The organism is Sphingomonas sp. ATCC 31555, assembly GCF_000282895.1.
Classification (GTDB): Bacteria; Pseudomonadota; Alphaproteobacteria; order Sphingomonadales; family Sphingomonadaceae; genus Sphingomonas.
Genome location: NZ_ALBQ01000059.1, coordinates 23,625 through 47,109 on the forward strand (window position 1 = coordinate 23,625; position 23,485 = coordinate 47,109).

Below are 23,485 nucleotides of genomic sequence, written 5' to 3' on the forward strand. Positions count from 1 at the left end.
GCGCCTTTCCGGATGTTTGCCGGATGCCGTGCAGGTGCCGCGCCGCCGATCGCCGCCGGCAGGAACATGGTGAACGAACGTCCGGCTGAGACATTGTGTGTCGCACGCGCGGCAACGGCACAGGCGAAGGAGGTTCGATTGGGGGATCATGGCTACCCGATCGGTGGAGGGCTGCTGGGGCAGCTGATCCGCGGCCATGACTGGTCCCGCACGTCGATCGGGCCGATCGACGCCTGGCCGCAGAGCCTGAAATCCGTCACCCAGATGCTGCTGCTGTCGCCGGTGCCGATCGTGCTGCTGTGGGGCGAGGACGGCGTGATGATCTACAACGACGCTTATTCGGTCTTCGCCGGAAGCCGCCATCCCGCATTGCTGGGATCGAAGGTGCGCGAGGGCTGGTCGGAGATTTCCGACTTCAACGATCATGTGATGCGCGTCGGCCTGGGCGGGGAAACGCTGGCCTATCGCGACCTGGAACTGGCGCTGCAGCGGCGCGGCAAGCCGGAGCCGGTGTGGATGGACCTGGATTACTCGCCGGTGCTCGACGAATCGGGAACGCCGGCCGGCGTGATCGCGATCGTGGTGGAGACGACCGAGAAGGTTCTGGCACAACGCCAGCTGCGGGAGAGCGAGCGGCGGCTGCGCGCGTTCGTGAATGCCACGTCCGACGCGATCTATCGGATGAGCCCCGACTGGTCGGAACTCTATGATCTGGACGGCGGGAGCTTCCTGACCCACGCCAACGAACCGCGGCGCGACTGGGTGGAGCATTATCTGCACCCCGAGGATCGGCCATGGGTGCAGGCGGCGATTGCCGAGGCGGTGGCGACGCGCAGCCCGCTGGAGCTGGAACACCGGGTGCACCAGGCCGATGGCAGCATCGGCTGGGTGGCATCGCGCGCGGTTCCCCTCACCGACGAGTACGGCGAACTGATCGAATGGTTTGGCGCGGCGACCGACATCACCGAGCGGCGGCGCACCAACGAGCATCTGCGGCTGGTCGTCAACGAACTCAACCACCGGGTGAAGAACACGCTGGCGATGGTGCAGGCGATCGCGATGCGCACCTTTCGCGCGGCCCCCGACATGGCCGCGGCGCAGGAGCAGTTCGCCGCCCGGATCGTTGCGCTGGCGCAGGCGAACGACCTGCTGACCGGCGAACGCTGGGCCGGCGCATCGCTGCACGACGCCATCACCCAAGCAGTGCGGCCGCACCAGCTGGGGGAGGCGCGATGCCGCATCTCCGGCCCGGATGTTCGGATATCACCCAAGACGGCGCTGGCGGTGGCGCTGGCCATGCACGAGCTGGCGACCAACGCCGTGAAATATGGCGCCTGGTCGAACGAGTCGGGCAAGGTCGCGATTGGCTGGCGCATCGAAGAGGGGGTGCTGGACCTGACCTGGCAGGAAAGCGACGGGCCGCCGGTCGTGACGCCGCGGCGGCGCGGATTCGGCTCGCGGCTGATCGAACGGGGACTTGCAAAGGAACTTGGCGGCTCGGTGACGCTTTACTTTGATCCCGCGGGGCTGCGATGCACCATCGCTGCGTCGCTTGCGGGCGTAACTGTAGAGTAGAATATGGGTTTGCGTTTCCTGGTCGTCGAAGACGAAATGACGATCGCCTTCCTGATCGAGGACATGCTCGCAGATCTCGGCCACGAGGTGGTGGAGATTGCGATGCGGCTTCCCGAGGCATTGGCTGCGGCGGAGCGGCTGGACGTCGATCTGGCGATCCTCGACGTCAATCTGGACGGGCACCGCTCCTTTCCGGTGGCCGACATATTGACCGAACGCGCCATCCCCTTTGCCTTTGCCACGGGCTATGGCGCCCTTGGACTGGAAGGCGCGTATCGCGAGCGACCGGTGCTCGCCAAGCCGTTCCTGCGCGAGCATCTGGTGGCGTTGATCGCCAAGGCGTGCGGGTAGGGCGCACGCAAGTCCCCCCGAGAAGGAGGGGCTTATGACGTTGTTCAGCTGTGCAGGAAGTGCATCACGTCGCCGTCCTGGACGATATAAGCCTTGCCTTCCGCGCGCAGCTTGCCGGCTTCGCGGGCCTTGGCTTCGCCGCCCAGCGTGACGAAATCGTCATAGGCGATCGTTTCGGCGCGGATGAAGCCCTTCTCGAAATCGCTGTGGATCTCGCCCGCCGCATTGGGCGCGGTGGCGCCGCGATGGACGGTCCAGGCGCGGGCCTCCTTGGGGCCGACGGTGAAGAAGGTCAGCAGGTCGAGCAGCGTGTAGCCGGCGCGGATCACGCGGGCGAGGCCCGTTTCCTCGAGCCCGAGCTCGCCGAGGAACTCGCCGCGCTCCTCCATCGGCATGGTTGCGATCTCTGCCTCGATCGCCGCCGAGACGACGACCGCCTGCGCACCTTCGGCCGCCGCCTTGGCGAAGACCTTGGCGGAGAGCTCGTTGCCGTTCGCGGCGTCTTCCTCGTTGACGTTGCAGACGTAGAGCACCGGCTTGGCGGTGAGCAGCTGGGCGAGGCGGAGGTGGCGTGCCTCGTCCTCGTCCTTGGGCTGGGTCAGCCGCGCGGGCTTGCCGTCGCGCAGCAGGTCGAGCGCCTGGCCGAGGACGGACGCGGCCGCCTTGGCTTCCTTGTCGCCCTGCGCCGCCTTCTTGGCGAGGTTGGGCACACGCTTCTCGAGGCTTTCGAGATCGGAGAGCATCAGCTCGGTCTCGACCGTCTCGGCATCGGCGATCGGATCGACGCGGTTGTCGACATGCTGGATGTCGTCATTCTCGAAGCAGCGCAGGACGTGGACGACGGCGTCCACCTCGCGGATGTTGCCGAGGAACTGGTTGCCCAGGCCTTCGCCCTTGCTGGCGCCGCGCACCAGGCCGGCGATGTCGACGAAGCCGAGCTGCGTCTCGATGATCTTCTGCGATCCCGCGATCGCCGCCAGCTTGTTCAGCCGGGGATCGGGCACGGCGACGTTGCCGACGTTCGGCTCGATCGTGCAGAACGGATAATTGGCCGCCTGTGCCGCGGCCGTCTCGGTCAGCGCATTGAAAAGCGTGGACTTGCCGACATTGGGCAGGCCAACGATGCCGCAACGGAAACCCATGGGTGTTCGATCCTGTCGTGAATGGGCCGGCGAGGCGCCGGCGGTGTTGCCGGCTCGATAGGCGCAAGCCGCGGCTTTTTCCAGTGCGGTGCGTTCCCCCGCGTCTAGCCTTGACGCGGGGCCGTTCATCTGAGGTACAGGGGCGGCACGTCTTTTCCTGCTGGCAGCAGGTTCTCGAGGAGTTTTGTATGATTCGCCGTTATGTGATTGTGGGCGCCGCCGCGACCGCGGCCGTGCTGTCTAGCTGCAGCGGTGGCGGAGACTCCTCGGCAACGCCAACCCCGACGCCGACCAGCACCGCGACGCCCACCCCGACGCCCACGCCGACCTACACGGCATTCCCGCTGGCGGGCGCGACCGAGTTCAACACGCTGAACGCCACCACCAACTATACCGGCGATCCAGCGACCGGTGCGGTGACGCTGGGCGTGACGTCCACCGAAACGCTGACCAACCGCGTGAAGCTGGCGACGGCGCCGGACGTGGCGACCGGCACCTTCGTGATCAACGAGGCGGCGGAAGAGTCGCGATTCACCACCACCAACGTTCTAACCGCACCGGCGACCACCGTCGCCGAAGCGGTGTTCCGCAGCACCAGCACCGCCACCGGCGCACTGGCGGGCAATTTCACCCAGCTCGAGTTCCTGAACAACACGTTCAAGGCGGACGTGCAGAGCAGCGACAGCTTCATCAAGTCGCTGGCGACGGTGAGCTACGCCAATTGGTGGCGCGGCGATTCGACTACCGGCCAGAAGCGCCTGACCTATTCGATCTGGGGCTATTCGACGCTGGGCTACGACATGCCGACGACCGGCAGCGCCAGCTATACCACCCGCATCGTCGGCCGCGCGGTGAGCGTTGCCAACAATGCGACGACGCTGAACCGCTTGGGCGGCACGGCGACGGTGACCGTGAACTTCGCAACCGGCCTGGTGACGACGACCCTCAGCCTGACGACGGTGCCGACGACCGGGGCGGAAACGGCCTATCTGACGCTGAGCGCGCAGGGCGCAATCCCGATCGGGCAGAACCAGTTCAGCGGCAGCTTCTCCAGCGGCAGCCCGGTGACCGGGACAATCGCGGGCGCCTTCTATGGCGCGAAGGGCGTGAACATGGGCATCGTGTTCGGCGCCGCCGGCACGGTGAACGGCGCGGACACGCGGATCGTTGGCGAAGTCGTGGGTGTGAAGCAGTAAGCCGAACGACCCTTTCTGAAAGAAGGGGGCTCGGGAAACCGGGCCCCTTTTTCGTTCGCGGGGACGCTGAGGCGTGCGGGCGCTCGCTAGCGGCGGGGATGCAGCGGCGGGGAGTAATCCGCCATCGACATGAAGATGCTTTCCACCTTGGTGACCAGCTTGCCGTTCGCCTCGGACTCCGCGACCACCTTCTGCCATTCGGGATCGGCGCCGAACGCCTTCCAGTCCGCATCGCGCGCTTCGCGGCTGGGGTAGGAGAGGATGTAGACCAAGCGACCCTCGGGCGCGTCCGGGCGGGGCAGCTCGTTCCAATAGGCGACATTGTGCATGCCGTGCTTGGCGAACAGCTTGAGCGTGTGGTTGCGGAAGCGCGCGTTGAGCGCGTCGGCCTTGCCTGGGGCCGGGTAGTAGATGCGGAGTTCGTACACCGGCTGCTGTGCCTGGGCGGTGGCGGTGGCGGTCTGCGACACGGCGGGCGCGGAAAGGGGTAGCAAGGCCAGCAAGGCGGGCAGGACTAGACGCATGAGGCACCCCTTCATCGATGGTGGCGGCAGGATGGCACGGCCGGTGTTGCCGTACCACCGCAACCTCTTTGATCCAGGGCAAGGCCTGGGCGCGCGGCGCTCAGTCCTGCATTCGCCGTGCCACCTCGTTCATGAAGCGCACGTCATCCCCCGCCGCCAGCCAGGATGCCTCGGCGGCGATGGCGCCGAGCATGTCGCTGAGCGGCTCGATCTCCGCCTTGGCATAGTTACCGAGAACATAGCCGGTCACGCGATCCTTGTGCCCCGGATGACCGATGCCCAGCCGCACGCGGCGAAAGTCGGGGCCGAGATGCGCGTCGGTGGAGCGCAGGCCGTTATGCCCCGCCGTGCCGCCGCCGCGCTTCACCTTCACCTTCATCGGCAAGAGGTCGAGCTCGTCGTGGAAGACGGTCACGTCTTCCGGCGACAATTTGTAGAAGTCCATCGCCGCGCGCACCGCGCGACCGCTCTCGTTCATGAAGGTGCCGGGCTTGAGCAGGATGACCTTCTCTGTGCCGATGCGGCCCTCCTGGGTCCAGCCCTGGAACTGCTTCTTGGGCGCGGAGAAGCCGTGCACCTCCGCCAGCGCATCGAGCGCCATGAACCCGACATTGTGGCGGTGCATCGCATATTGCGGCCCCGGATTGCCGAGACCCACCCATAGCTGCATCACCTACTCCCTGAAAAGAAAATCGCCCCCGCACCTAGGGTGCGGAGGCGATCTTTTGAACCCGTGAAGGGAAGGCCGATCAGCCCTCGGCCGACTCGGCGTCCGCGTCGCCGTCCGCCGACTTCAGCGCCGACGGCGCGACGACGGTGGCGATGGTGAAGTCACGATCGGTGATCGAGGGGGTCGCGCCCTTGGGCAGGGTCACGGCCGAGATGTGCAGCGAGTCGCCGACTTCGAGGCCCTTGACCGAGATCTCGATCTGGTCGGGGATCTCTGCCGCGTCGACCACCAGCTCCAGCTCGTGACGAACAACGTTGAGCACGCCGCCGCGCTTCAGGCCGGGGGCCAGCTCTTCGTCGACGAACACGATCGGCACTTCGACGGTGACGGTCGCGTGCTCGGAGATGCGCAGGAAGTCGACATGCAGCGGACGATCGGTCACGACGTCGAACGCGACGTCCTTGGCCAGCGTACGCTCGCCGTTGACCATGATCACCGAGTTGAAGAAGTGGCCGGTGTTCAGCAGCTTCTGCAGCTCACGCTCGTTGACGTGGATGCTCTGCGGATCCTGCTTGTTGCCATAGATCACGGCGGGGACGCGGCCTTCACGACGCAGCGCCCGGGAGGCTCCCTTGCCAGCCCGGTCGCGCGTTTCGGCCGACAGCGTAAGCGTGTCGCTCATGTGTCGATTTCCAATGCGCTAAATGTTTCAACGTGCATGCCGAGACAGGCCTCCAGGGATGACCCTGTGCCGGCAAGCGCGCGCCTATAGGCGAGAAGCTAAGAAATCGCAAGCTGCGAGGTTATTGCAATCGCTCCACCTTGAGCCCGGCCTGCTCCAGCATGGCGAGCACGCTTTGGCCCCCGGCCAGGTGCCCGGCGCCCACCGCGACGAACACGGTGCCGGGACGACGCATCCGTGCGGCGATCCAGCGTGCCCAGTTGCGGTTGCGGGCGATGAGCAGCGTGTCGCGCAGCTCCGGATTGCCGGCGAGATCGGCATTGAGCAGGCGGGCGAGGCCGTCCGCATCGCCGTTGCTCCAGGCGACGATCATCGCCTCGATGGTGGCTCCGGTACCGGGCAGACCATCCAGCGTATCGCCCAGCAGGCGCGTCTGGGCGGCGGCCGACAGGTGATCGAAATAGCCGAATTGCTGCTCGGCGGTCTCCAGCCCCTGGACGGTCTTGCCCGCGCCTTGCGCGGCGGATTGCAGCACCTTTTCGGCGCCGCTGGCATCGTCATAGCCGAGCTTCTGGAGCGGCAGCAGCGACAAAGTGAGCGCGGCGAGCCAGGGTTCGTCGCGGTCGAGCGCTTGGGGGGAGAGACCGGCCTGGCGGAGCGCGCCTTCAAGCCTGGCGTGCTCGGGAGGCGGCAGCGCCTCGACCTTCGGGTCGCCAGGGGTGCGACCGAGCTGGTCGAGCAGCGCCTGCGTTTCCGCCTCGGGCGGCATCACCAGTTCGAGCACCAGCGTGTCGCTGGCATCGAACGCGGTGCGGACCGGGCCCTGGAACCAGCGCAGATCCGGGCGGAGCAGGTGGACCGTGCCGAACAGATAGATCGTCGTGTCGCCGTCCCGCACCGCCCAGAGCGCGGGCTTGGCGTCGCGAGGGGCGGCGCCGCAGCTGCCGAGGAGGAACAGGGCGGTGAAAAGGAGCGCGCGGAGCATGAGGGCGGCTTGGCGGGGCGGGATAGGCGAGTCAACGGGGTGCCGCTGCTCCTACAGCCGTCATCCCGACGACCCATTCGCCACTCGGCTTGGGATTGAGCCGCGCCGGTGACCACAATGGATCCCGGCTTTCGCCGGGATGACGATGAAGGGGAAGGTCTGTGCCCTGCCGGGATGACGGCCGGGGCAAGGGGGCACCGGTTGACCCCCTGTGCGCCCTGCGCCAAAGCGCTCCCCAAACCTCACAGGGTGACCAACTTGTCCGAACCTCTCAGCTTCCAGCGCATGATCCTGACGCTCCATGACTATTGGAGCACGCGCGGCTGCCTGATCCTGCAGCCCTATGACATGCGCATGGGCGCCGGCACCTTCCACCCCGCCACCACGCTGCGCGCGCTGGGGCCGGACTCGTGGAACGCCGCCTTCGTCCAGCCCTGCCGCCGCCCGACCGACGGCCGCTATGGCGAGAATCCCAACCGGCTGCAGCATTACTACCAGTATCAGGTGATCCTGAAGCCGAGCCCGCCCGATTTGCAGGAGCTGTACCTGGGCAGCCTCGCCGCGATCGGCATCGACTTCACCAAGCACGACATCCGCTTCGTCGAGGACGATTGGGAATCGCCGACGCTCGGCGCCTGGGGCCTGGGCTGGGAAGTGTGGTGCGACGGGATGGAAGTCACCCAGTTCACCTATTTCCAGCAGATGGGCGGGTTCGACTGCAAGCCGGTCGCGGGCGAGCTCACCTACGGGCTCGAACGCCTCGCCATGTACATCCAGAACAAGGACAGCGTGTACGATCTCGCCTTCAACGACGCGGGCGTGACGTACGGCGACGTGTTCCTGGAGAATGAGCGCGAGATGTCGAAGTGGAACTTCGAGGTGGCGGACACCGACGCGCTGTTCGACCTGTTCCGCAAGGCCGCGGCCGAGTGCGAGCGTTCGCTGGAGGCGAAGCTGCCGATCCCGGCCTATGAGCAGGCGATCGAGGCGAGCCACATCTTCAACCTGCTGAACGCGCGCGGCGTGATCTCCGTGGCGGAGCGCCAGGCCTATATCGGCCGGGTGCGCGATCTGGCGAAGGGCGCCTGTGCGGCGTGGATGGAAAAGAACGGGTGGGCAGCGTGACGGACTTTCTTCTCGAACTCCGCTCGGAGGAAATCCCGGCGCGCATGCAGGAAAAGGCGCGGGAGGATCTTGCGCGCCTGTTCGCCGCCGAACTGGACAAGGCCGGGCTCAAAGCCGCCGAGACGATCAGCTATGCGACGCCCCGCCGGCTGGCGCTGATCCTCAAGGGCCTGCCCGCTGAGACCGCCGCCGTCTCCGAGGAGACCAAGGGCCCGCGCGTCGGCGCGCCGCCCCAGGCGCTCGAAGGCTTTCTGCGCAAGACCGGCCTGACCGCCGACCAGCTGGTCGAGCGCGACGGCGTGCTGTTCGCGGTGGTCGACAAGCCCGGCCGGGCGACGGCGGAAGTGCTGGCCGCTGCGATCCCCGCGGTGATCCGCGCGTTCCCCTGGCCCAAGTCGATGCGCTGGGGGGCGGATTCGCTCTCCACGGAGTCCTTGCGCTGGGTGCGCCCGCTCCAGGGCATCGTTGCGCTGTTCGGCAGCGACGTGGTGCCGTGCGAGATCGCGGGTGTGGTGAGCGGCGCGGCGACGGTGGGGCATCGCTTCCACCATCCGGGTGTCATCACCATCGGGTCGGCGGACGACTATGTCGAGAAGCTGCGCGCCTGCCATGTCATCGTCGACGGGGCCGAGCGCCGCAACATCATCGCGCTGGGCGCGAAGATGGCGGCGCAGAAGGCCGGGCTCAGCCTGATCGAAGACGAGGGCCTGCTGTTCGAGAATGCCGGGCTCACCGAATGGCCGATGCCGCTGCTCGGCCGCTTCGACGAAGCCTTCCTGGCGGTGCCGCCCGAGGTGATCCAGCTCACCGCGCGGGTGAACCAGAAATATTTCGTGTGCCGCGATGGCGCTGGCAAGCTGGCCAACGCCTTCGTGTGCGTGGCGAATATCGACGCGGCCGATGGCGGCGAGAAGATCGTCGCGGGCAACCAGAAGGTGCTGGCGGCCCGGCTCAGCGATGCGCGGTTTTTCTACGAGACGGACCTCAAGGTGCCGCTCGCCGATCAGGTGCAGAAGCTCGAGAAGATCGTTTTCCACGAGAAGCTGGGCACGGTGGCCGACAAGGTCGCGCGCGTCGCGAAGCTGGCCGAGTGGCTGGCGGCCGAGAAAATCGTGCCGAACTGCGATCCCGCGCTCGCGCGCCGCGCGGCCGAACTCGCCAAGGCGGACCTCGTCACCGGCATGGTCGGCGAGTTCCCCGAACTGCAGGGTCTGATGGGCGGCTATTACGCTGCCGCGCAGGGCGAGGACCCGGCGGTCGCCGCGGCGATCCGCGATCACTACAAGCCGGTCGGGCAGGGCGACGACGTCCCCACCGATCCGGTGACGGTGGCGGTGGCGCTGGCGGACAAGCTGGATACGATCGTCAGCTTCTTCGCAATCGACCAAAGGCCTACTGGTTCGAAAGACCCTTTTGCCCTTCGTCGGGCTACTCTGGGTTCAGAAATTCTGATCATCATCAACGGCCTCCGAGCTGAGTTGCTGAAAGTGTTTGATCAGGTCGCGAAAATCCTTTGTGATCAGAATCCTGCCATTTCTGAGCGGCTGGCGACGCTGGGGCAAGGGGCGATGGATATTGCGGTGTCGCAGAATATTCCTCTGTCGAAGGAGTATAGCTCTCCGTTGCATTTCGAGGTTTCGCAGCTGTCAATTGACGTGCTGACCGAAGTGCTCGACTTCTTCGCCGACCGCCTCAAGGTCCAGCAGCGCGAGGCGGGTGTCCGCCACGACCTGATCGATGCGGTGTTCGCGCTCGGCGGGGAGGACGATCTCGTCCGGCTGCTCGCGCGGGTGAAGGCGTTGCAGGCGTTCGTCACTACCGAGGACGGCGCCAACCTGCTCGCCGGCTACAAGCGCGCGGCGAACATCCTCAAGAAGGAGGAATGGGAAGCCGGCGCGGTGAACCCCGCGCCCGAACCCGCCGAGGCCACGCTCGCCGCGGCCCTCGACGCCGCCGAGCCCAAGGCGACCGCCGCGATCGAAGCCGAGCAGTTCGAGGATGCCATGGCCGCGCTCGCGACCCTGCGCGCGCCGATCGACGCCTTCTTCGATCAGGTGACCGTCAACGATGCCGATCCCGCCAAGCGTGCCGCGCGGCTGGGCCTGCTCGCGCGGATGCGTGATGCAGTGCACAAGGTCGCGGACTTCGCCAGAATAGAGGGTTGAGACCCTTAATTGTACGATTAATCACTGGTAAATTGGCCTGAAACTGCCATTGTCCTGAAATAAACCGGCACCGACAACGTAGTCAGCGGTTCCTGAGTCTTCGCAGCTGCGGTAGCGCCCCTTTTGTCTTGGAGGGGCGCTTTCGATCGGAAGGGGATCAGAATGACGCAATATGTGTACCGCTTCGGCGGTGGTGTTTCGGACGGTGGTGCGGGGGACAAGTTTCTGCTCGGCGGCAAGGGCGCGAACCTTGCCGAGATGGCCTCGATCGGCCTCCCGGTGCCGCCCGGCTTCACCATTTCGACGGCAATGTGCACGCGTTATTATGAGGAAGGCGAGACCTTCCCCGAAAGCGTGAAGGCCGAAGTCGCGAACGGCATCGCGCATATCGAAGGCATTACCGAGAAGAAGTTCGGCGACGCGGGCGATCCGCTGCTCGTCTCGGTCCGATCGGGCGCGCGCGTGTCGATGCCGGGCATGATGGACACTGTGCTCAACCTCGGCCTCAACGACCAGACGGTGCAGGGGCTGGCCGCCACCAGCGGCGACGACCGCTTCGCCTGGGACAGCTATCGCCGCTTCATCCAGATGTATGCGGATGTCGTGCTCGGTCTCGACCATGGCCGGTTCGAGGACGCGCTGGAGATCGCCAAGGAAGATCGCGGCTTCACGCTCGATACCGAGCTGTCGGCCGGCGACCTCCAGGCGCTGGTCGCCGAGTACAAGGCGATCGTCGAGGAGCTGTGGAACAAGCCGTTCCCGCAGGACGTGCACGACCAGCTCTGGGGCGCGATCGGCGCGGTATTCGGATCGTGGCAGTCGGAGCGCGCCAAGGTCTATCGCCGGCTGAACGACATCCCGGCCGATTGGGGCACCGCGGTGAACGTGCAGGCGATGGTGTTCGGCAATATGGGCGACACCTCGGCGACGGGCGTGGCCTTCACCCGCGACCCTTCGACCGGCGAGCGGGCCTATTATGGCGAGTTCCTGATCAACGCGCAGGGCGAGGACGTGGTCGCTGGCATCCGCACGCCGCAATATCTGACCAAGACCGCTCGCGAGGCGGCAGGCGCCAAGCCTGCCTCGATGGAAGAGGCGATGCCCGAGGTCTATGGCGAGCTGGCGGCGGTGTTCGACCGGCTCGAAACGCATTACCGCGACATGCAGGACATCGAGTTCACCGTCGAGCGCGCCAAGCTGTGGATGCTGCAGACCCGCAGCGGCAAGCGCACCGCCAAGGCGGCGCTCAAGATCGCGGTCGACATGGCGAATGAGGGGCTGATCACCCGCGAGGAGGCGATCCTGCGCGTCGATCCGCAGGCGCTCGACCAGCTGCTCCACCCGACGCTCGATCCCAAGGCGCCGCGCGACGTGCTGACCAAGGGCCTGCCCGCCAGCCCAGGCGCCGCCTCGGGCCTCGCGGTGTTCGACAGCGACACGGCGGAGAAGCGCGCCAATGCCGGCGACGCGGTGATCCTGATCCGCGTCGAGACCAGCCCCGAGGACATCCATGGCATGCACGCGGCGCGCGGCATCCTCACCGCACGCGGCGGCATGACCAGCCACGCGGCGGTCGTGGCGCGCGGCATGGGCCGTCCCTGCGTCTCCGGCGCGGGCAGCCTGTCGATCAACGCGCGCGAGAAGGTGATGCGTGTCGGCACCCGTGAGGTCCGCGAGGGCGACATGGTGACGATCGACGGCGCCACCGGCGAGGTGATGGCCGGCCAGGTGCCGACCGTGCAGCCCGAGCTGTCGGGCGATTTCGGCACGCTGATGGCCTGGGCCGACGAAGTCCGCCGCCTCAAGGTGCGCGCCAATGCCGAGACGCCGCTCGACTGCCGCACCGCGCGCGAGTTCGGCGCCGAGGGCGTCGGCCTGTGCCGCACCGAGCACATGTTCTTCGATTCGGCGCGCATCACCGCAGTGCGCCAGATGATCCTCGCCGAGGACGAGGCCGGCCGTCGCGCTGCGCTGGAGAAGCTGCTGCCCGAACAGCGCAGCGACTTCCTCGAGATCTTCGAGGTGATGGCGGGCCTGCCGGTGACGATCCGCCTGCTCGATCCGCCGCTCCACGAGTTCCTGCCGCACGAAGAGGCGGAATTCGCCGAGGTCGCGACGGCGGCGGGCGTGGACGTCGACACGCTCAAGCGCCGCGCGGCCGAGCTACACGAGTTCAACCCGATGCTCGGCCATCGCGGCTGTCGTCTGGGTGTGACCTATCCCGAAATCTACGAGATGCAGGCGCGCGCGATCTTCGAGGCGGCGATCGCGGTGGCGGAGAAGTCGGGTGCGGCGCCGGTGCCGGAAGTGATGATCCCGCTGGTCGGCACCCGCCGCGAGCTGGAGCTGATGAAGACGGTGGTCGACAAGGCAGCGCAGGCGGTGTTCGCCGAGAAGGGCCGCACGCTCGACTATCTGGTCGGCACGATGATCGAGCTGCCGCGCGCAGCACTGATGGCGGGCGAGATCGCCGAAGTGGGCGCCTTCTTCTCGTTCGGCACCAACGACCTCACCCAGACCACGCTGGGCGTGAGCCGCGACGATGCCTCGCGTTTCCTGACGACCTATGTCGAGAAGGGCATCTACGCCAAGGATCCGTTCGTCAGCCTCGACGTCGAGGGCGTCGGCCAGCTGATCGCGCTTGCCGCCGACCGCGGCCGTGCGACCCGGCCTGACATCAAGCTGGGCATCTGCGGCGAGCATGGCGGCGATCCGGCGTCGATCGCATTCTGTGAGAAGACGGGGCTCGATTATGTCTCGGCCTCGCCCTATCGCGTGCCGATCGCGCGGCTGGCGGCAGCGCAGGCAGCCATTCGAGGAAAGTGATGCTGGTAGTGGCGGTAGCGGCGGCGACGGACGATGCGGCGGCGTTGAGCCGCGACCTTCTCGCCAGCGCGACCGCCACCGCCGTGCTGGAGCGGCGCTGTGGACAGCCGATCCGTGCGGAAGTCGATCGTGCGGCACACAAGGATCCGACGCCGGAGCAACGCAAACGACTCGGCGTCGGGCCGGAGGAGAGGGTGGCCTATCGCAGCGTCGTGCTCCGCTGCGCGGGCGTGCCTTTCTCGGTGGCGGAGAACTGGTATGTGCCCGCGCGCCTCACGCCCGAGATGAACGCGGCGTTGGAGCAAGGGGAGCGGCCGTTCGGCGCGGTGATCCTGCCGCTGCAGCCGCACCGCAAGCCGCTGGAGCAGCTGCTTGCCGGCATCGCGCCCTATGTGCTGCGCCACCGCGCGCTGGTGCTGGATGCGGAGGGCCGTGCGTTGGCGGAGGTGGTGGAGAATTACACGGCGGCCGTGCTGAAGTAGGGCGGCCACATACGCTGCAAGCAGAAATCGCCCGAGCCGGAGCCCGAGCGATGCTGGCTTGCTCCGAAATCCTTACGCGACGCGGCCGAAGCGGCGCTCATGCTCCTCGGCATGGCCGCTCCGCAGCATCGCCGCCTGTTCGCGCCATTGTTCGTCGACGATCGTCCCGTGGGGCACGCCCAGCCGTTCTTCCAGCGGCAGCTCGTCTTCGCGCGGCAGGTTTTCGATGTCGCGAAACTGCTGGATGCCGAGCTGGTTGAGCTGGCGCTCGCGATGTTCGTCGATCCCGCGGATACGCGAAAGCACGTCGGTGCCGCCGTAGAACCAGCTGCGCATCGCCGTTTCCCGGCGGCTCTTGGGATCGCTATGCGCGGGCTCGGGTGCACGGCGATCGGCCAGGTTGCGCTCCAGCCGCGAATTGGCGGCTTCGAGATCGCGGATACGGGTATTGGCGGTGCTCAGTTCGTTGCGCACCGCCTGATGCTGGTCACGCTCCTGCTCATATTGTTCGCGCCAGCGGCGCCCGTTGGCGCTGGTGGCCATGCCGAGCAGCCAGCCTGCGAGCAAGGCGAGCGCGAGCCCGACAAACTGGAGAGGTGTGGTAAAAGGCAGTTCTGTCATGGTTCTGGCTCCGGCAACTCGGACAGAACCGGCAAGCCGCAGCCGGGTTCCCGCGCATCCTTCAGCGCATCAGCGTATCGTGGATCGAGCAGGCAGCCGGCCCCAGGATTACGATGAACAGTACCGGCAGGATGAACAGGATCAGCGGCACGGTCATGATCGCCGGCAGGCGCGCGGCCTTTTCCTCCGCCCGCATCATGCGCTCGTGGCGGAACTCGGCGGCCAGTACGCGCAGCGAAGAGGCCAGCGGGGTGCCGTATTTTTCGGTCTGGATCATCGTTGTCGCCACGCCGCGGATCGATTCCAGATCGATTCGCGTGGCGAGATTGTCGAACGCCTGACGTCGATCGGTGAGGAAGCCGAGCTCGATCGCCGTCAGTGAGAATTCCTCGCCCAGTTCGGCATAGGCGCGGCCAAGCTCCTTCGCGACGCGGGCGAAGGCGGCATCGATCGTCAGGCCTGCTTCGGCGCAGATCACCAGTAGATCGAGCGCGTCGGGCAGCGCCTGGCGGATCGCATGGCTGCGCTTCTGGATGCGGTTGTTGAGGTACAGGTCCGGTGCCTTGTAGCTGAGGACCAGCGCGCCGGCGGCCAGCGCATAGGCCTTGAGCGGCGACCAGTCGGCGACCGCATCGGTGCCGTAGACGATATAAAGGACCGGGCCGCCGATCAGGATCGGCAGCATCATGCGCGCGAAGATCAGAATGACGGCGAATTCGCGGCGGCGGATGCCGGCGCGCAACAGCTTCACCTGCATCTGTTCGAGCTGCTCGTCCTGCAGAACGCGGAGCGCGGAGAGCAGGGCGCGGATGCGATCGGTCGTATCGCTGCGCTGGACGAGCGTCGCGCGGCGCTTTGCCGGGAGGACGATGCCGGCCTTCAATTGCTCGCGCCGCTCGTTCAGCACGCGGACACGCCGCGTCATCGGATCGGTGGCGATGAAGGCAGCATACAGGGCGACCATCACCGCGATCGCGGCGATGCCGGCCAGGATCGCTGCGACCCAGCCGGGATCGAGGCCGAGAAGCGAGAGGGGAGCGGAGGACATCGCTTTAGATCTCGAACCGAACCATGCGGGCCATGATGAAGGCGCCCAGCGCCATCCACACCACCGCGCCGGCACCGGCAAGCATCAGCCGGGGATCGAGAAAGAACTGAGCCATATAGCCGTTGTTGAGAAACCAGATCAGGGCAAAGACGATGAAGGGCAGCGCCCCCACGATCATGGCGGAGGCCTTGCCTTCCGAGGACATGGCCTTGATCTTCAACCGCATCTGCGCGCGTTTGCGCAGCACCTCGGCCAGATTGGACAGCGTTTCAGCGAGGTTGCCGCCGGTTTCGCGCTGGATGGCGATGGTGATGGTGAAGAAGCGGAACTCGGGCGTGTCCAGCTTGTCGGCGGTATCCTGGAGCGCGGCGTCGAGCGTGCGGCCGATCTTGATCTTGTCGCCGATCGCGCGGAATTCCTCACCCACCGGGCCGTCGACTTCCTGGCCGACCACGGCCATCGTCTCGGGCACGGGCAGGCCAGAGCGGAGCCCGCGCACGAGCAGGTCGATGGCGTCCGGAAAGCGCGCGGTGAAGCGGGCGCCGCGCCGTGCGATGCACAGATTCAGCACCATGTGCGGCACGGCCAATCCTACCAGGATCCCCAGCGCCAGCGCGAGCAGCGATCCCATGCCGCTCATCAGCAAGAGCAGCGTCGCCGCGAGCATCACGCCCAGCGTGGCGCCGCCATATTGGCCGATGGTCCAGTCCTTGCCCGTCCGATCGAGCCGCTTCGCCAGCTGCGCCCGGTTGGGCAGTAGCTGCGCCGCGATGCGATCCCACTCGGTCGCCTGCGCCGTGGAAATGCCGCGCAACTGCGCGGGCGTGCCATCGGGCGTGTCGATGCTGGTGAGGTGGCGGTCGCGCAGGGAGGACAGGCGACGCGCGCTTGCCCGCCCCGTCGAGGGACCCGAAAATGCCAGCGCGATCAGCAACAGCGTCGTGGAGACGCCGCCACCGATAACGAGCACAGGCAGAACCGACACGCTGCGTCTCCCTACGTCCGGCTTGGGGCCAGCAGCGCCTTCAATCCGCCCAGCCGGCCGAGCAGCGATGCGCCCGCGATCGGCTTGGCAGGCGCGGCATCCCCCGCATCGCTCGCCTCACCGATGGCGATGATGCGCCTGGCCAGATCGGCGAGGCCGGCAAGGCCGCGATGCCCCTTGGCGACGTTCGCGATGGGCTTGCCCAGCTTGGCTGCCTGCGCGGCGATCCGCGGTTCGAAGGGCAGCACCAGATCGAGCTTTTGTTCGATCGATCCTTCGAAATCCTTGCGGCTGATCTCGAGCATCGCCGCCGAGGGCACCTTGTTGGCGACGATAAGGACGCGGGTTTCCGGCGCATTGGTCTTCAGCCAGCTGAGGATGCGGATCGCATCGCGCGCGGACGCGAGCGTGAGTTCGGTGACGAGCACGGCGACCTGTACGTCGGCGATCAGATGGGGGTGATGCACCAGCATCTGGCGCGGCAGATCGACCACGGTGCAGTCGAATGCGTGGCGCATCTCTTCCTGCAACTGATAGAAGACCGCGCCGTCCCCCATCATCGGCGCATGGATCGGCGCCTCTGCTGACAGCACCGCCAGGCGTTCCGATGCGCGCACCATCGCCCGTTCGATGAACAGCCCGTCGATGCGGCTGGGATTTTCGATCGCATCGGTCAAGCCGCGTCCGGGTTCCAGATCGAGCGAAAGCGCGCCGGTACCGAAATGCACATCCAGGTCGAGCAGTGCGGTGGTCTGTCCCTGGTTGCTGATCAGCCAGGCGAGCGACGTCGCGATGCTGGTCGCGCCCACGCCCCCGCGGGTGCCGATCACTGCCACTGCGCAGTGCGGCCGACCGCTTTGGACCTCGCGCATATCGGCGCCGTACAGATTGGCCTGCGCGTTCAGAAAGGCTTCGCGCAGCAATTCCGGGTGGATAGGCTTCAGCAGATAGTCCTGAACGCTGCTGGCGAGCAGGGCGCGATACAGTCGCACGTCGTTCAGTTGACCGGCGGTGATCACTACGGTGCCCGGTTCGCACACTTCGGCAAGGGCATGGATGTCGCTGAGGGGATCGCTCGAATCGGAGAGATCGACGAACAGAATGCTGGGGCTGGCCGACACGGCCAGCGTCTGCACGGCATCGCGCGGGCTGCCGCGCATCACCTTTTCCGGCGCCCATCCAAGCTCGACCGTGACCGGTCGCATCATCTCCAAGGTCGCATCGTCACAGACGAAAGCGGCGAAGGGCTCCCGGTCTCCGGCGCGCTGCGGGTTGAACGGCATGTTCACCGCGGCGAGCCTCCGGTCGACTCGGCCTTGACCGTGGTGCCGCCGCCGCCGCTCGGCGCCGCAGCGCGATAGGCCGCGATCGCCTTGGCGGACGTCGCCGGATCGGGCGTGGCTGTATCGGACACGCCGCGCACCAGATGGGCCGGATCGGCGACCATCGCCGCAAGATTGCTGTTGGTTGCGCAACCGAAGGTGGAGCCGGTGCTGGCGTCCGCGCTCGCCGCCGCGGGGCGCGCATATTCCGGGCAGCCGGGCACGCTGGCGATCGAACGCGACACGACGACGCGCACCGTGCCCGGGCTGACCGCGCCGAGGGTCGCCGGGGCACGCTCGGCCAGCGTCAGGCCATAGCGGCTGGCCAGCGCCGCAACGTCCGCGCGCGCCAGCGCCCCTTCGGCTCCGTCGTCGACGGCGATGCTGTCGCCATAGCGCAGGCCGAGCGCCGCCATCCATGCGCCCAGCCGCTGCGTTTCGTCCGCAGCGAGCCCGCCGGACTCCGCTCGTACGTCGATGGCGAGACGCTGTTCGGTGACGACCGGCTGGTGGACCGATTCGAGGCCGCTACTATAGCCGGTGCACGCCGCAAGGAGCAGGACCGGGGCGGCAAGGAGCGGGCGGGGGGTGCGCGGGAACAAGCGGAGTCTCCTCATGCGCGATCAGAAGCTGAAGCCCGGCGCGGGCGCCGGCTGGTTGGCGCTGCCGGCCGGCGCTGCGGGTGCAGCATTCGGCTTGGGCGCGGGCTTGGCGCCGCTGCCGGCGAGCTTGCCCAGGAACAGGCGATCGAAGTCGTTGGGCGCGCGGTAGCCGTCGGTCGGCAGCACGATCTGGTTCGCGTTGACCGGGCGGACGAGATAGGGGGTGATCACAATGACCAGCTCGGTTTCGTTGCGCTGAAATGCGTTGGAACGGAACAGCGCCCCCAGGATCGGCATGTCGCCCAGGCCCGGCGTCTTGGTGATCGAATTATTGTGGCTGTTCTGCAGCAGGCCGCCGATCACCATGCTTTCGCCGGAGCCGAGCTCCACGGTGGTTTCGCTCCGCCGCGTGGTGAGCGCCGGGATCGTCGTGTTGTTCACCGTGACGGCACCGGAGGAGGAAAGCTGCGACACCTCTGGCCGGACGTGCAGCGCGATCCGGCCGTCGGACATGACGGTGGGCGTGAACGCAAGGCTGACGCCATATTGCTTATATTCCACCGTCGTGGTGCCGAGCGCCTGAGCAATCGGGATCGGAATTTCGCCGCCGGCAAGGAAATTGGCCGTTTCGCCGGAAAGCGCGGTGAGGCTGGGAGAGGCGAGAGTGGAAACCTGGCCGATCGTCTCGCCGAAATCGAGGCTGGCGAGCAGATCGGTGCCGAGCAACCGCCCGGCCGCGCCGATCAGGCTGTTGCCGCTGCCAGGGGCGGGGAATTTGTAGATCTTGCCGCCTGGTCCCACACCGCTGGCCGAATCGACGATCGTCCCGTTGTTGGTGGTGATCGACCCTTGCGTGCCCTGCTGGAAGCCGAACAGGAAGCTGCCCTGATCGCGATTGGTGAGATTGACGTTCAGGTTCTTGACGAAGCTGCGGCTGACTTCGGCAAAGCGGACCTGCAACTGCACCTGCAGCGGGGTGGCCGTCCGCAGCCGATTGACCACGCCGATCTTCAACGCGGCATTCGGATCGGGGTTGAGCAGACTGGTAACGAGCTGCTGCGCCTGTTCGCTGTCCTGTGGCGAGCGCACCGTGCCGTTCAGCACCGCGAGCCGGCCCACCGTGGTGACGGTGATATCGGCATCGGGCATCGCCGCCTTCATCATGCGATCGATCGACCCGAGATTCTGGCTGACGCGCACCGTGGCGGCGTAGACGATCGCACCGCTGGCGCTGGTGGCGAACACCGTCGCCTCGCCCGCCGCCTTGCCGAACAGATGGATCTGCCGAGTGCTGGCGACATAGACATCGGCGACGCCGGGATTGGATGTCCATATATTGGCCGCCGCGGCGGGCAGGGTGACGAGTTCGCCCTCGCCGATCGACAGCGCGACATCGTTCTGCGGCCGCTGGCTGCCGGCCGGAAGCTGGGCCATGCGGGCGACGGCGCGTGGCGGGCGTTGCTGGGCGAAGACCGGCGCGACCGCGAGCGCGACAAGGGCGGTCGCAAGGGTGGCGCGGAGGAGCGGCTGAATCGCCATGATCAGTTCTTTCCCCCCACCGGCACCAGGCTGCTGTCATTGCCGCGGACCACGCGGACCACGCGGACCGCCGCCGCGCTGCCGGCAGCGGGCGCCGGCGCGGCGGTGGCGGACAGCGACGGTGCGGCTTCCGATCGGCCCGGTACGGTGCTGCGCTGGAAGCGGGAGACGTCGGCGCCCGTTACGAAGGTTTCGCCGCCTTCCTGCGGCCGCGCGGTGCGGCGAGCGAGCATCGCCTTTTCCTGGCGAGGATCGTCGGGCACCTCGATCGCGCCGCTGGCGATTGCTTCCTCCAGATCGTCCGGCGCGTCGGCGATCGAGCGGAGCGAGAGCGACAGCGCGCCGACCGTCTGCGCGACGGCGATCTTCTCGGCGATCCGCGGGGTTGCCTCCAGCGTGACCGTCGAATAGCCGTTGACGACGGTGTTGCCGCGCCCATCGGTCTGCTTGTCGGTGCGCTGATCGGTGGCCAGCACGCGCAGATTGCGCAGTACGGTTTCCGAGGCGCGCAGCGGCGGGCCGTCGCCGCCGCCGTCGACGGTCTGGGTGAGGATCAGGTCCACACGGTCGCCTGGGAAAACGAAGCCGGCCACCGCGCTCTGCGCCGACACCGGCACCGTTATGGCGCGCATCCCCGGTCCCAGCGCGGCGGCAAGGAAGCCGCGGTCTCCGGGTTGGACCAGCGCGCCCTGCGGCACCGGCTGGCCGGCGGGAATGGCGAAGCGTACCACGGTGCCTTGCAGCCGCGAGACATCGGTCTGCCCGCGCAGCAGATAGGCGCCGGCTACCAGTTCCTTTGGCCAGGGACGGAATTCGACGGTGCTGGCATCCAGGATCGTGCCGACCGGCAACGCCCGGCGTGCGACAAGCACTTCGGTGGTGTTGGCCGGTGGCGCAGGCGGGCCGAGCACCGGCACGGCGACCGCGGTTGGCGCAGGCGTGCCCACCACGAGGCTGCGCGCCAGAAACGCCGTGACCGCCGCGACGACAAGCGCGCCGACGATCAGCAATAGCCTCCGTGGATCCATCTTGAAATCACACCTTTTCGTGTCGTTGGCCGCGCCCGGTTTCGGCGGCGTTAAGTATCATCCAAAGCGGTTAAGAATCGGTTCGTGCAGCGCGATCAGCGTCGCCGCGATGATCGCCACGCCGTAGGGAATCTCGATCGAGCGGACGTCGTGCCGGCGCAGCCGCGCATAAGCGAGCATCGCCAGGGTCAGCGCACCGCCCAGCAGCGCCATGCCCACCAGCATCCGCAGCAGCGGCAGCAGCGGCAACCACAGCGCGACCGCACCGATCAGCTTCACGTCCCCCCCACCCATCTGGCCGAGCGCGAAGGCGCCGGCGAACAGCGCGAAGACGAGCGCGGCAGATCCGATCTGGAGGGCAATATCCGGCCAGGCCGCCAGCCCCTGCGCCCACCACCATGCCGGTGCGAGCAGCGCGATCGCCGCGTTCCTGCGATTGCCGATCTCACGCGTGCGCACGTCCTGCACGCCGGCTGCGAGCAGCAGCAGCACCAGCGCGCCGAGCAGAACCGCTGAGAAGATCGCCCCCATGGGGCCAAGTGGCTAGACGGGCGGGCTTACGAAACCGTAACCACGAACCATGGCAGATTTACCGAAGCTGCGCCGCGCCATTCCTCCGCAGGCCCTGGTCGATTCGTGGATCGCGCGCGACGGCTGGGCGCTGCGGCGCTTCCGCTGGCCGGCGGAATCCGCGCCGGCGCGGGGCAGCATGCTGTTTCAGACCGGCCGCGGGGACGTTTTCGAGAAATATCTGGAAAGCTTCGGCCATTGGCATGACGAAGGATGGAACATCGCCGCTTTCGATTGGCGCGGGCAGGGCGGTTCCGGCCGACTGACGACCAAGGCCAATTGCGGCGACATCGACGATTTCGCGACCTATATCGCCGATCTCGCTGCTTTCTATCGGGAATGGGCGGCGTCCACGCCGGGCCCGCATGTCGTGATGGGCCATTCGATGGGTGGACATCTTGTGCTGCGCGCGCTGGCGGAACATGCCATCGCGCCCGACGCTGCCGTGCTGATCGCACCGATGCTGGGCGTGCGCAGTCCGCTCGGTCGGCTCGCGGCACCGGCGGCGCGGCTGCTCGCGCGGCTGGGGGATGCCGGGCGGCCGGCATGGAAGGGCAATGAGAAGCCCTACACCACCGAAACCCGTTCGCGCCTGTTGACGCACGATCCCGACCGCTATGCCGACGAAATCTGGTGGCAGACGGAGGCACCCGCGCTGCTGACCGGGCCGCCGAGCTGGCGCTGGCTGCTCGCAGCCTTCGACTCGATGGCTGCGCTGGAAGCGGGCCCGATCGAACACGTGGCGGTGCCGCTGCTGCTGCTCGTCGCCGAAGCCGATGGGCTGGTGGACGCACGGGCGGCGCTGCGGATCGCGCCCCGCCTTCCCGACGGACAACTGGTGCGCTTCGGGCCGGAGAGCGCGCATGAGATTTTGCGCGAAGCCGATCCGGTGCGGGAGCGTGCGCTCGCGGCCATCGATGCGTTTCTCGCGGCACGGGCGGCGCGCCGATGAGCCGGTTCGACATTGCCATCATCGGTGCAGGGATCGCGGGCGCGAGCCTTGCCGCCGCACTGGCGCCGCAAATGCGCGTGCTGCTCTTGGAGGCAGAGGATCGTCCCGGCTATCACGCCACCGGGCGCTCGGCCGCGTTCTGGTCCGAAACTTATGGCGGGCCGGACGTGCAGCCACTGACTACTGCTTCCGGGCCGATGCTGCGCGCGGGCGGTTTCCTCGATCCGCTGGGCGAGGTGCACATCGCGCGCCGCGGCGACGAAGCGGCGGTGGACACGTTCCTCGCGACGTTCGCCGACAGCGGCGTGACGCTGGAGCCGGTGGACCCGCGCGGGCGCATTCCGGGCCTGCGCGACGAATGGGCGCTGGGGGTGCACGAACCCGGCTGCGCCTATATCGACGTCGCCGCGCTGCATCAGCATTTCCTTGGCGAGGCCCGCCGCGCGGGAGCGGTGCTGCACCTGTCCGCCGGGGTGACCGGCCTGACGCGCGCGGCGGGCGCATGGACGATCGACACGCAGGCCGGGCGCTTTACCGCCGATCTGCTCGCCAACGCGGCGGGCGCCTGGGCCGATGCGGTGGCGGCGCTGGCCGGGGCGGCGCGGATCGGCATCCGCGCCTATCGCCGGACGATGGTGCAACTGCGCACCGATCCCGCGCCGCCGGCGGGCTGCCCGCTGGTGAGCGACCTGGGCGGCAGCTTCTACTTCAAGCCCGAGGCCGGCGGGCGTTTGTGGCTGACGCCGCATGACGAGATCGACAGCCCGCCCTGCGACGCCGCACCCGAGGAGATCGACATCGCCATTGCGATTGATCGTTTCGAACGGGCGGTGGACTGGCGCGTCGCGGCGCTCGAGCATCGATGGGCCGGGCTGCGCAGCTTCGCGCCCGATCGCCGCCCCGTCTATGGCCCCGACCCGGCGGTTCCCGGCTTCTTCTGGTGCGCCGGGCAGGGGGGCTTCGGCATCCAGACGGCGCCGGCGGCTGCCGGGCTTGCGGCCGCCGCGATCCTGGGTACCGCAGCGGAGTTCGACATCGATCCAGCGCGCTATCTTCCTGCCCGATTCCTGGACGCCAAGGCTTGATTGGTCTGGC

Annotated in this window: 22 protein-coding genes; 9 read left to right on the forward strand and 13 right to left on the reverse strand. The window is 67.4% G+C overall.

The genetic code is table 11. The features are described from left to right. The first annotated feature begins 66 nt into the window (after window positions 1-66). Both B215_RS0118235 and B215_RS0118240 read left to right on the forward strand, forming a co-directional pair. On the forward strand, window positions 67-1,575 hold the full coding sequence (locus tag B215_RS0118235; RefSeq protein ID WP_152997904.1) for a sensor histidine kinase: 1,509 nt from the start codon (window positions 67-69) through the stop codon (window positions 1,573-1,575). Between the two features lie 3 nt (window positions 1,576-1,578). After that, window positions 1,579-1,926, forward strand: coding sequence for a response regulator (locus B215_RS0118240; RefSeq protein ID WP_019371083.1), 348 nt, complete (start codon window positions 1,579-1,581; stop codon window positions 1,924-1,926). Between the two features lie 44 nt (window positions 1,927-1,970). Here B215_RS0118240 and ychF read toward each other — a convergent pair whose 3' ends face one another. After that, a complete protein-coding gene (ychF, locus tag B215_RS0118245) occupies window positions 1,971-3,068 on the reverse strand; it encodes a redox-regulated ATPase YchF (RefSeq protein ID WP_019371084.1) in 1,098 nt (365 codons plus the stop codon). Window positions 3,069-3,256: 188 nt separating this feature from the next. Here ychF and B215_RS0118250 point away from each other — a divergent pair, with 188 nt between their 5' ends. Further along, window positions 3,257-4,264: a transferrin-binding protein-like solute binding protein gene (locus tag B215_RS0118250; RefSeq protein WP_019371085.1), complete on the forward strand. Its 1,008-nt coding sequence runs from the start codon at window positions 3,257-3,259 to the stop codon at window positions 4,262-4,264. Window positions 4,265-4,350: 86 nt separating this feature from the next. Here B215_RS0118250 and B215_RS0118255 read toward each other — a convergent pair whose 3' ends face one another. The 4 genes from B215_RS0118255 to B215_RS0118270 form a co-directional block, all read right to left on the reverse strand. Then, window positions 4,351-4,788 (reverse strand): NIPSNAP family protein, encoded by a 438-nt coding sequence (locus B215_RS0118255; RefSeq protein ID WP_019371086.1) that lies wholly within the window; start codon window positions 4,786-4,788, stop codon window positions 4,351-4,353. 100 nt (window positions 4,789-4,888) lie between these two features. After that, window positions 4,889-5,458, reverse strand: coding sequence for an aminoacyl-tRNA hydrolase (gene pth, locus B215_RS0118260; RefSeq protein ID WP_019371087.1), 570 nt, complete (start codon window positions 5,456-5,458; stop codon window positions 4,889-4,891). A gap of 79 nt (window positions 5,459-5,537) precedes the next feature. Next, window positions 5,538-6,140 (reverse strand): 50S ribosomal protein L25/general stress protein Ctc, encoded by a 603-nt coding sequence (locus B215_RS0118265; protein WP_019371088.1) that lies wholly within the window; start codon window positions 6,138-6,140, stop codon window positions 5,538-5,540. Between the two features lie 121 nt (window positions 6,141-6,261). Further along, window positions 6,262-7,125, reverse strand: coding sequence for a TraB/GumN family protein (locus B215_RS0118270; RefSeq protein ID WP_019371089.1), 864 nt, complete (start codon window positions 7,123-7,125; stop codon window positions 6,262-6,264). Between the two features lie 285 nt (window positions 7,126-7,410). Between B215_RS0118270 and B215_RS0118275 the strand changes: the two genes are divergently transcribed. From B215_RS0118275 to B215_RS0118290, 4 genes are all read left to right on the forward strand, one after another. After that, a complete protein-coding gene (locus tag B215_RS0118275; RefSeq protein WP_019371090.1) occupies window positions 7,411-8,250 on the forward strand; it encodes a glycine--tRNA ligase subunit alpha in 840 nt (279 codons plus the stop codon). Beyond that, complete coding sequence (glyS, locus tag B215_RS0118280) at window positions 8,247-10,415, forward strand: glycine--tRNA ligase subunit beta (protein WP_026009396.1); 2,169 nt, start codon at window positions 8,247-8,249, stop codon at window positions 10,413-10,415. Before B215_RS0118275 ends, glyS begins: the two co-directional genes overlap by 4 nt. Before the next feature lie 162 nt (window positions 10,416-10,577). Further along, entirely contained in the window at window positions 10,578-13,241 is a 2,664-nt protein-coding gene (ppdK, locus tag B215_RS0118285; RefSeq protein ID WP_019371092.1) for a pyruvate, phosphate dikinase, read from the forward strand. Beyond that, on the forward strand, window positions 13,241-13,723 hold the full coding sequence (locus B215_RS0118290; RefSeq protein WP_019371093.1) for a chorismate--pyruvate lyase family protein: 483 nt from the start codon (window positions 13,241-13,243) through the stop codon (window positions 13,721-13,723). The genes ppdK and B215_RS0118290 overlap by 1 nt, the downstream gene beginning before the upstream one ends. 72 nt (window positions 13,724-13,795) lie before the next feature. Here the strand turns inward: B215_RS0118290 and B215_RS20725 are convergent, their stop codons facing one another. The 8 genes from B215_RS20725 to B215_RS0118330 all read right to left on the reverse strand — a co-directional run bounded on the left by B215_RS20725 (window position 13,796) and on the right by B215_RS0118330 (window position 21,399). Continuing rightward, window positions 13,796-14,344, reverse strand: a complete 549-nt coding sequence (locus B215_RS20725) for a hypothetical protein (RefSeq protein WP_019371094.1) — start codon at window positions 14,342-14,344, stop codon at window positions 13,796-13,798. Between the two features lie 61 nt (window positions 14,345-14,405). Further along, window positions 14,406-15,392, reverse strand: a complete 987-nt coding sequence (locus B215_RS0118300; protein WP_019371095.1) for a type II secretion system F family protein — start codon at window positions 15,390-15,392, stop codon at window positions 14,406-14,408. A gap of 4 nt (window positions 15,393-15,396) precedes the next feature. Next, window positions 15,397-16,377, reverse strand: a complete 981-nt coding sequence (locus B215_RS0118305; RefSeq protein WP_026009397.1) for a type II secretion system F family protein — start codon at window positions 16,375-16,377, stop codon at window positions 15,397-15,399. A gap of 11 nt (window positions 16,378-16,388) precedes the next feature. Next, window positions 16,389-17,666, reverse strand: a complete 1,278-nt coding sequence (locus B215_RS0118310; protein WP_019371097.1) for an AAA family ATPase — start codon at window positions 17,664-17,666, stop codon at window positions 16,389-16,391. Next, entirely contained in the window at window positions 17,663-18,301 is a 639-nt protein-coding gene (locus tag B215_RS0118315; RefSeq protein ID WP_019371098.1) for a CpaD family pilus assembly lipoprotein, read from the reverse strand. The genes B215_RS0118310 and B215_RS0118315 overlap by 4 nt, the downstream gene beginning before the upstream one ends. Before the next feature lie 21 nt (window positions 18,302-18,322). Then, complete coding sequence (locus B215_RS0118320; protein ID WP_019371099.1) at window positions 18,323-19,840, reverse strand: type II and III secretion system protein family protein; 1,518 nt, start codon at window positions 19,838-19,840, stop codon at window positions 18,323-18,325. Between the two features lie 2 nt (window positions 19,841-19,842). After that, entirely contained in the window at window positions 19,843-20,868 is a 1,026-nt protein-coding gene (cpaB, locus tag B215_RS0118325) for a Flp pilus assembly protein CpaB (protein ID WP_026009398.1), read from the reverse strand. A 57-nt stretch (window positions 20,869-20,925) separates the two neighbouring features. Then, a complete protein-coding gene (locus tag B215_RS0118330) occupies window positions 20,926-21,399 on the reverse strand; it encodes an A24 family peptidase (protein WP_019371101.1) in 474 nt (157 codons plus the stop codon). Window positions 21,400-21,448: 49 nt separating this feature from the next. Between B215_RS0118330 and B215_RS0118335 the strand changes: the two genes are divergently transcribed. Beyond that, complete coding sequence (locus B215_RS0118335; RefSeq protein WP_019371102.1) at window positions 21,449-22,390, forward strand: alpha/beta fold hydrolase; 942 nt, start codon at window positions 21,449-21,451, stop codon at window positions 22,388-22,390. Further along, window positions 22,387-23,475, forward strand: a complete 1,089-nt coding sequence (locus B215_RS0118340) for an NAD(P)/FAD-dependent oxidoreductase (RefSeq protein ID WP_019371103.1) — start codon at window positions 22,387-22,389, stop codon at window positions 23,473-23,475. The genes B215_RS0118335 and B215_RS0118340 overlap by 4 nt, the downstream gene beginning before the upstream one ends. The last annotated feature ends 10 nt before the right edge of the window (window positions 23,476-23,485 follow it).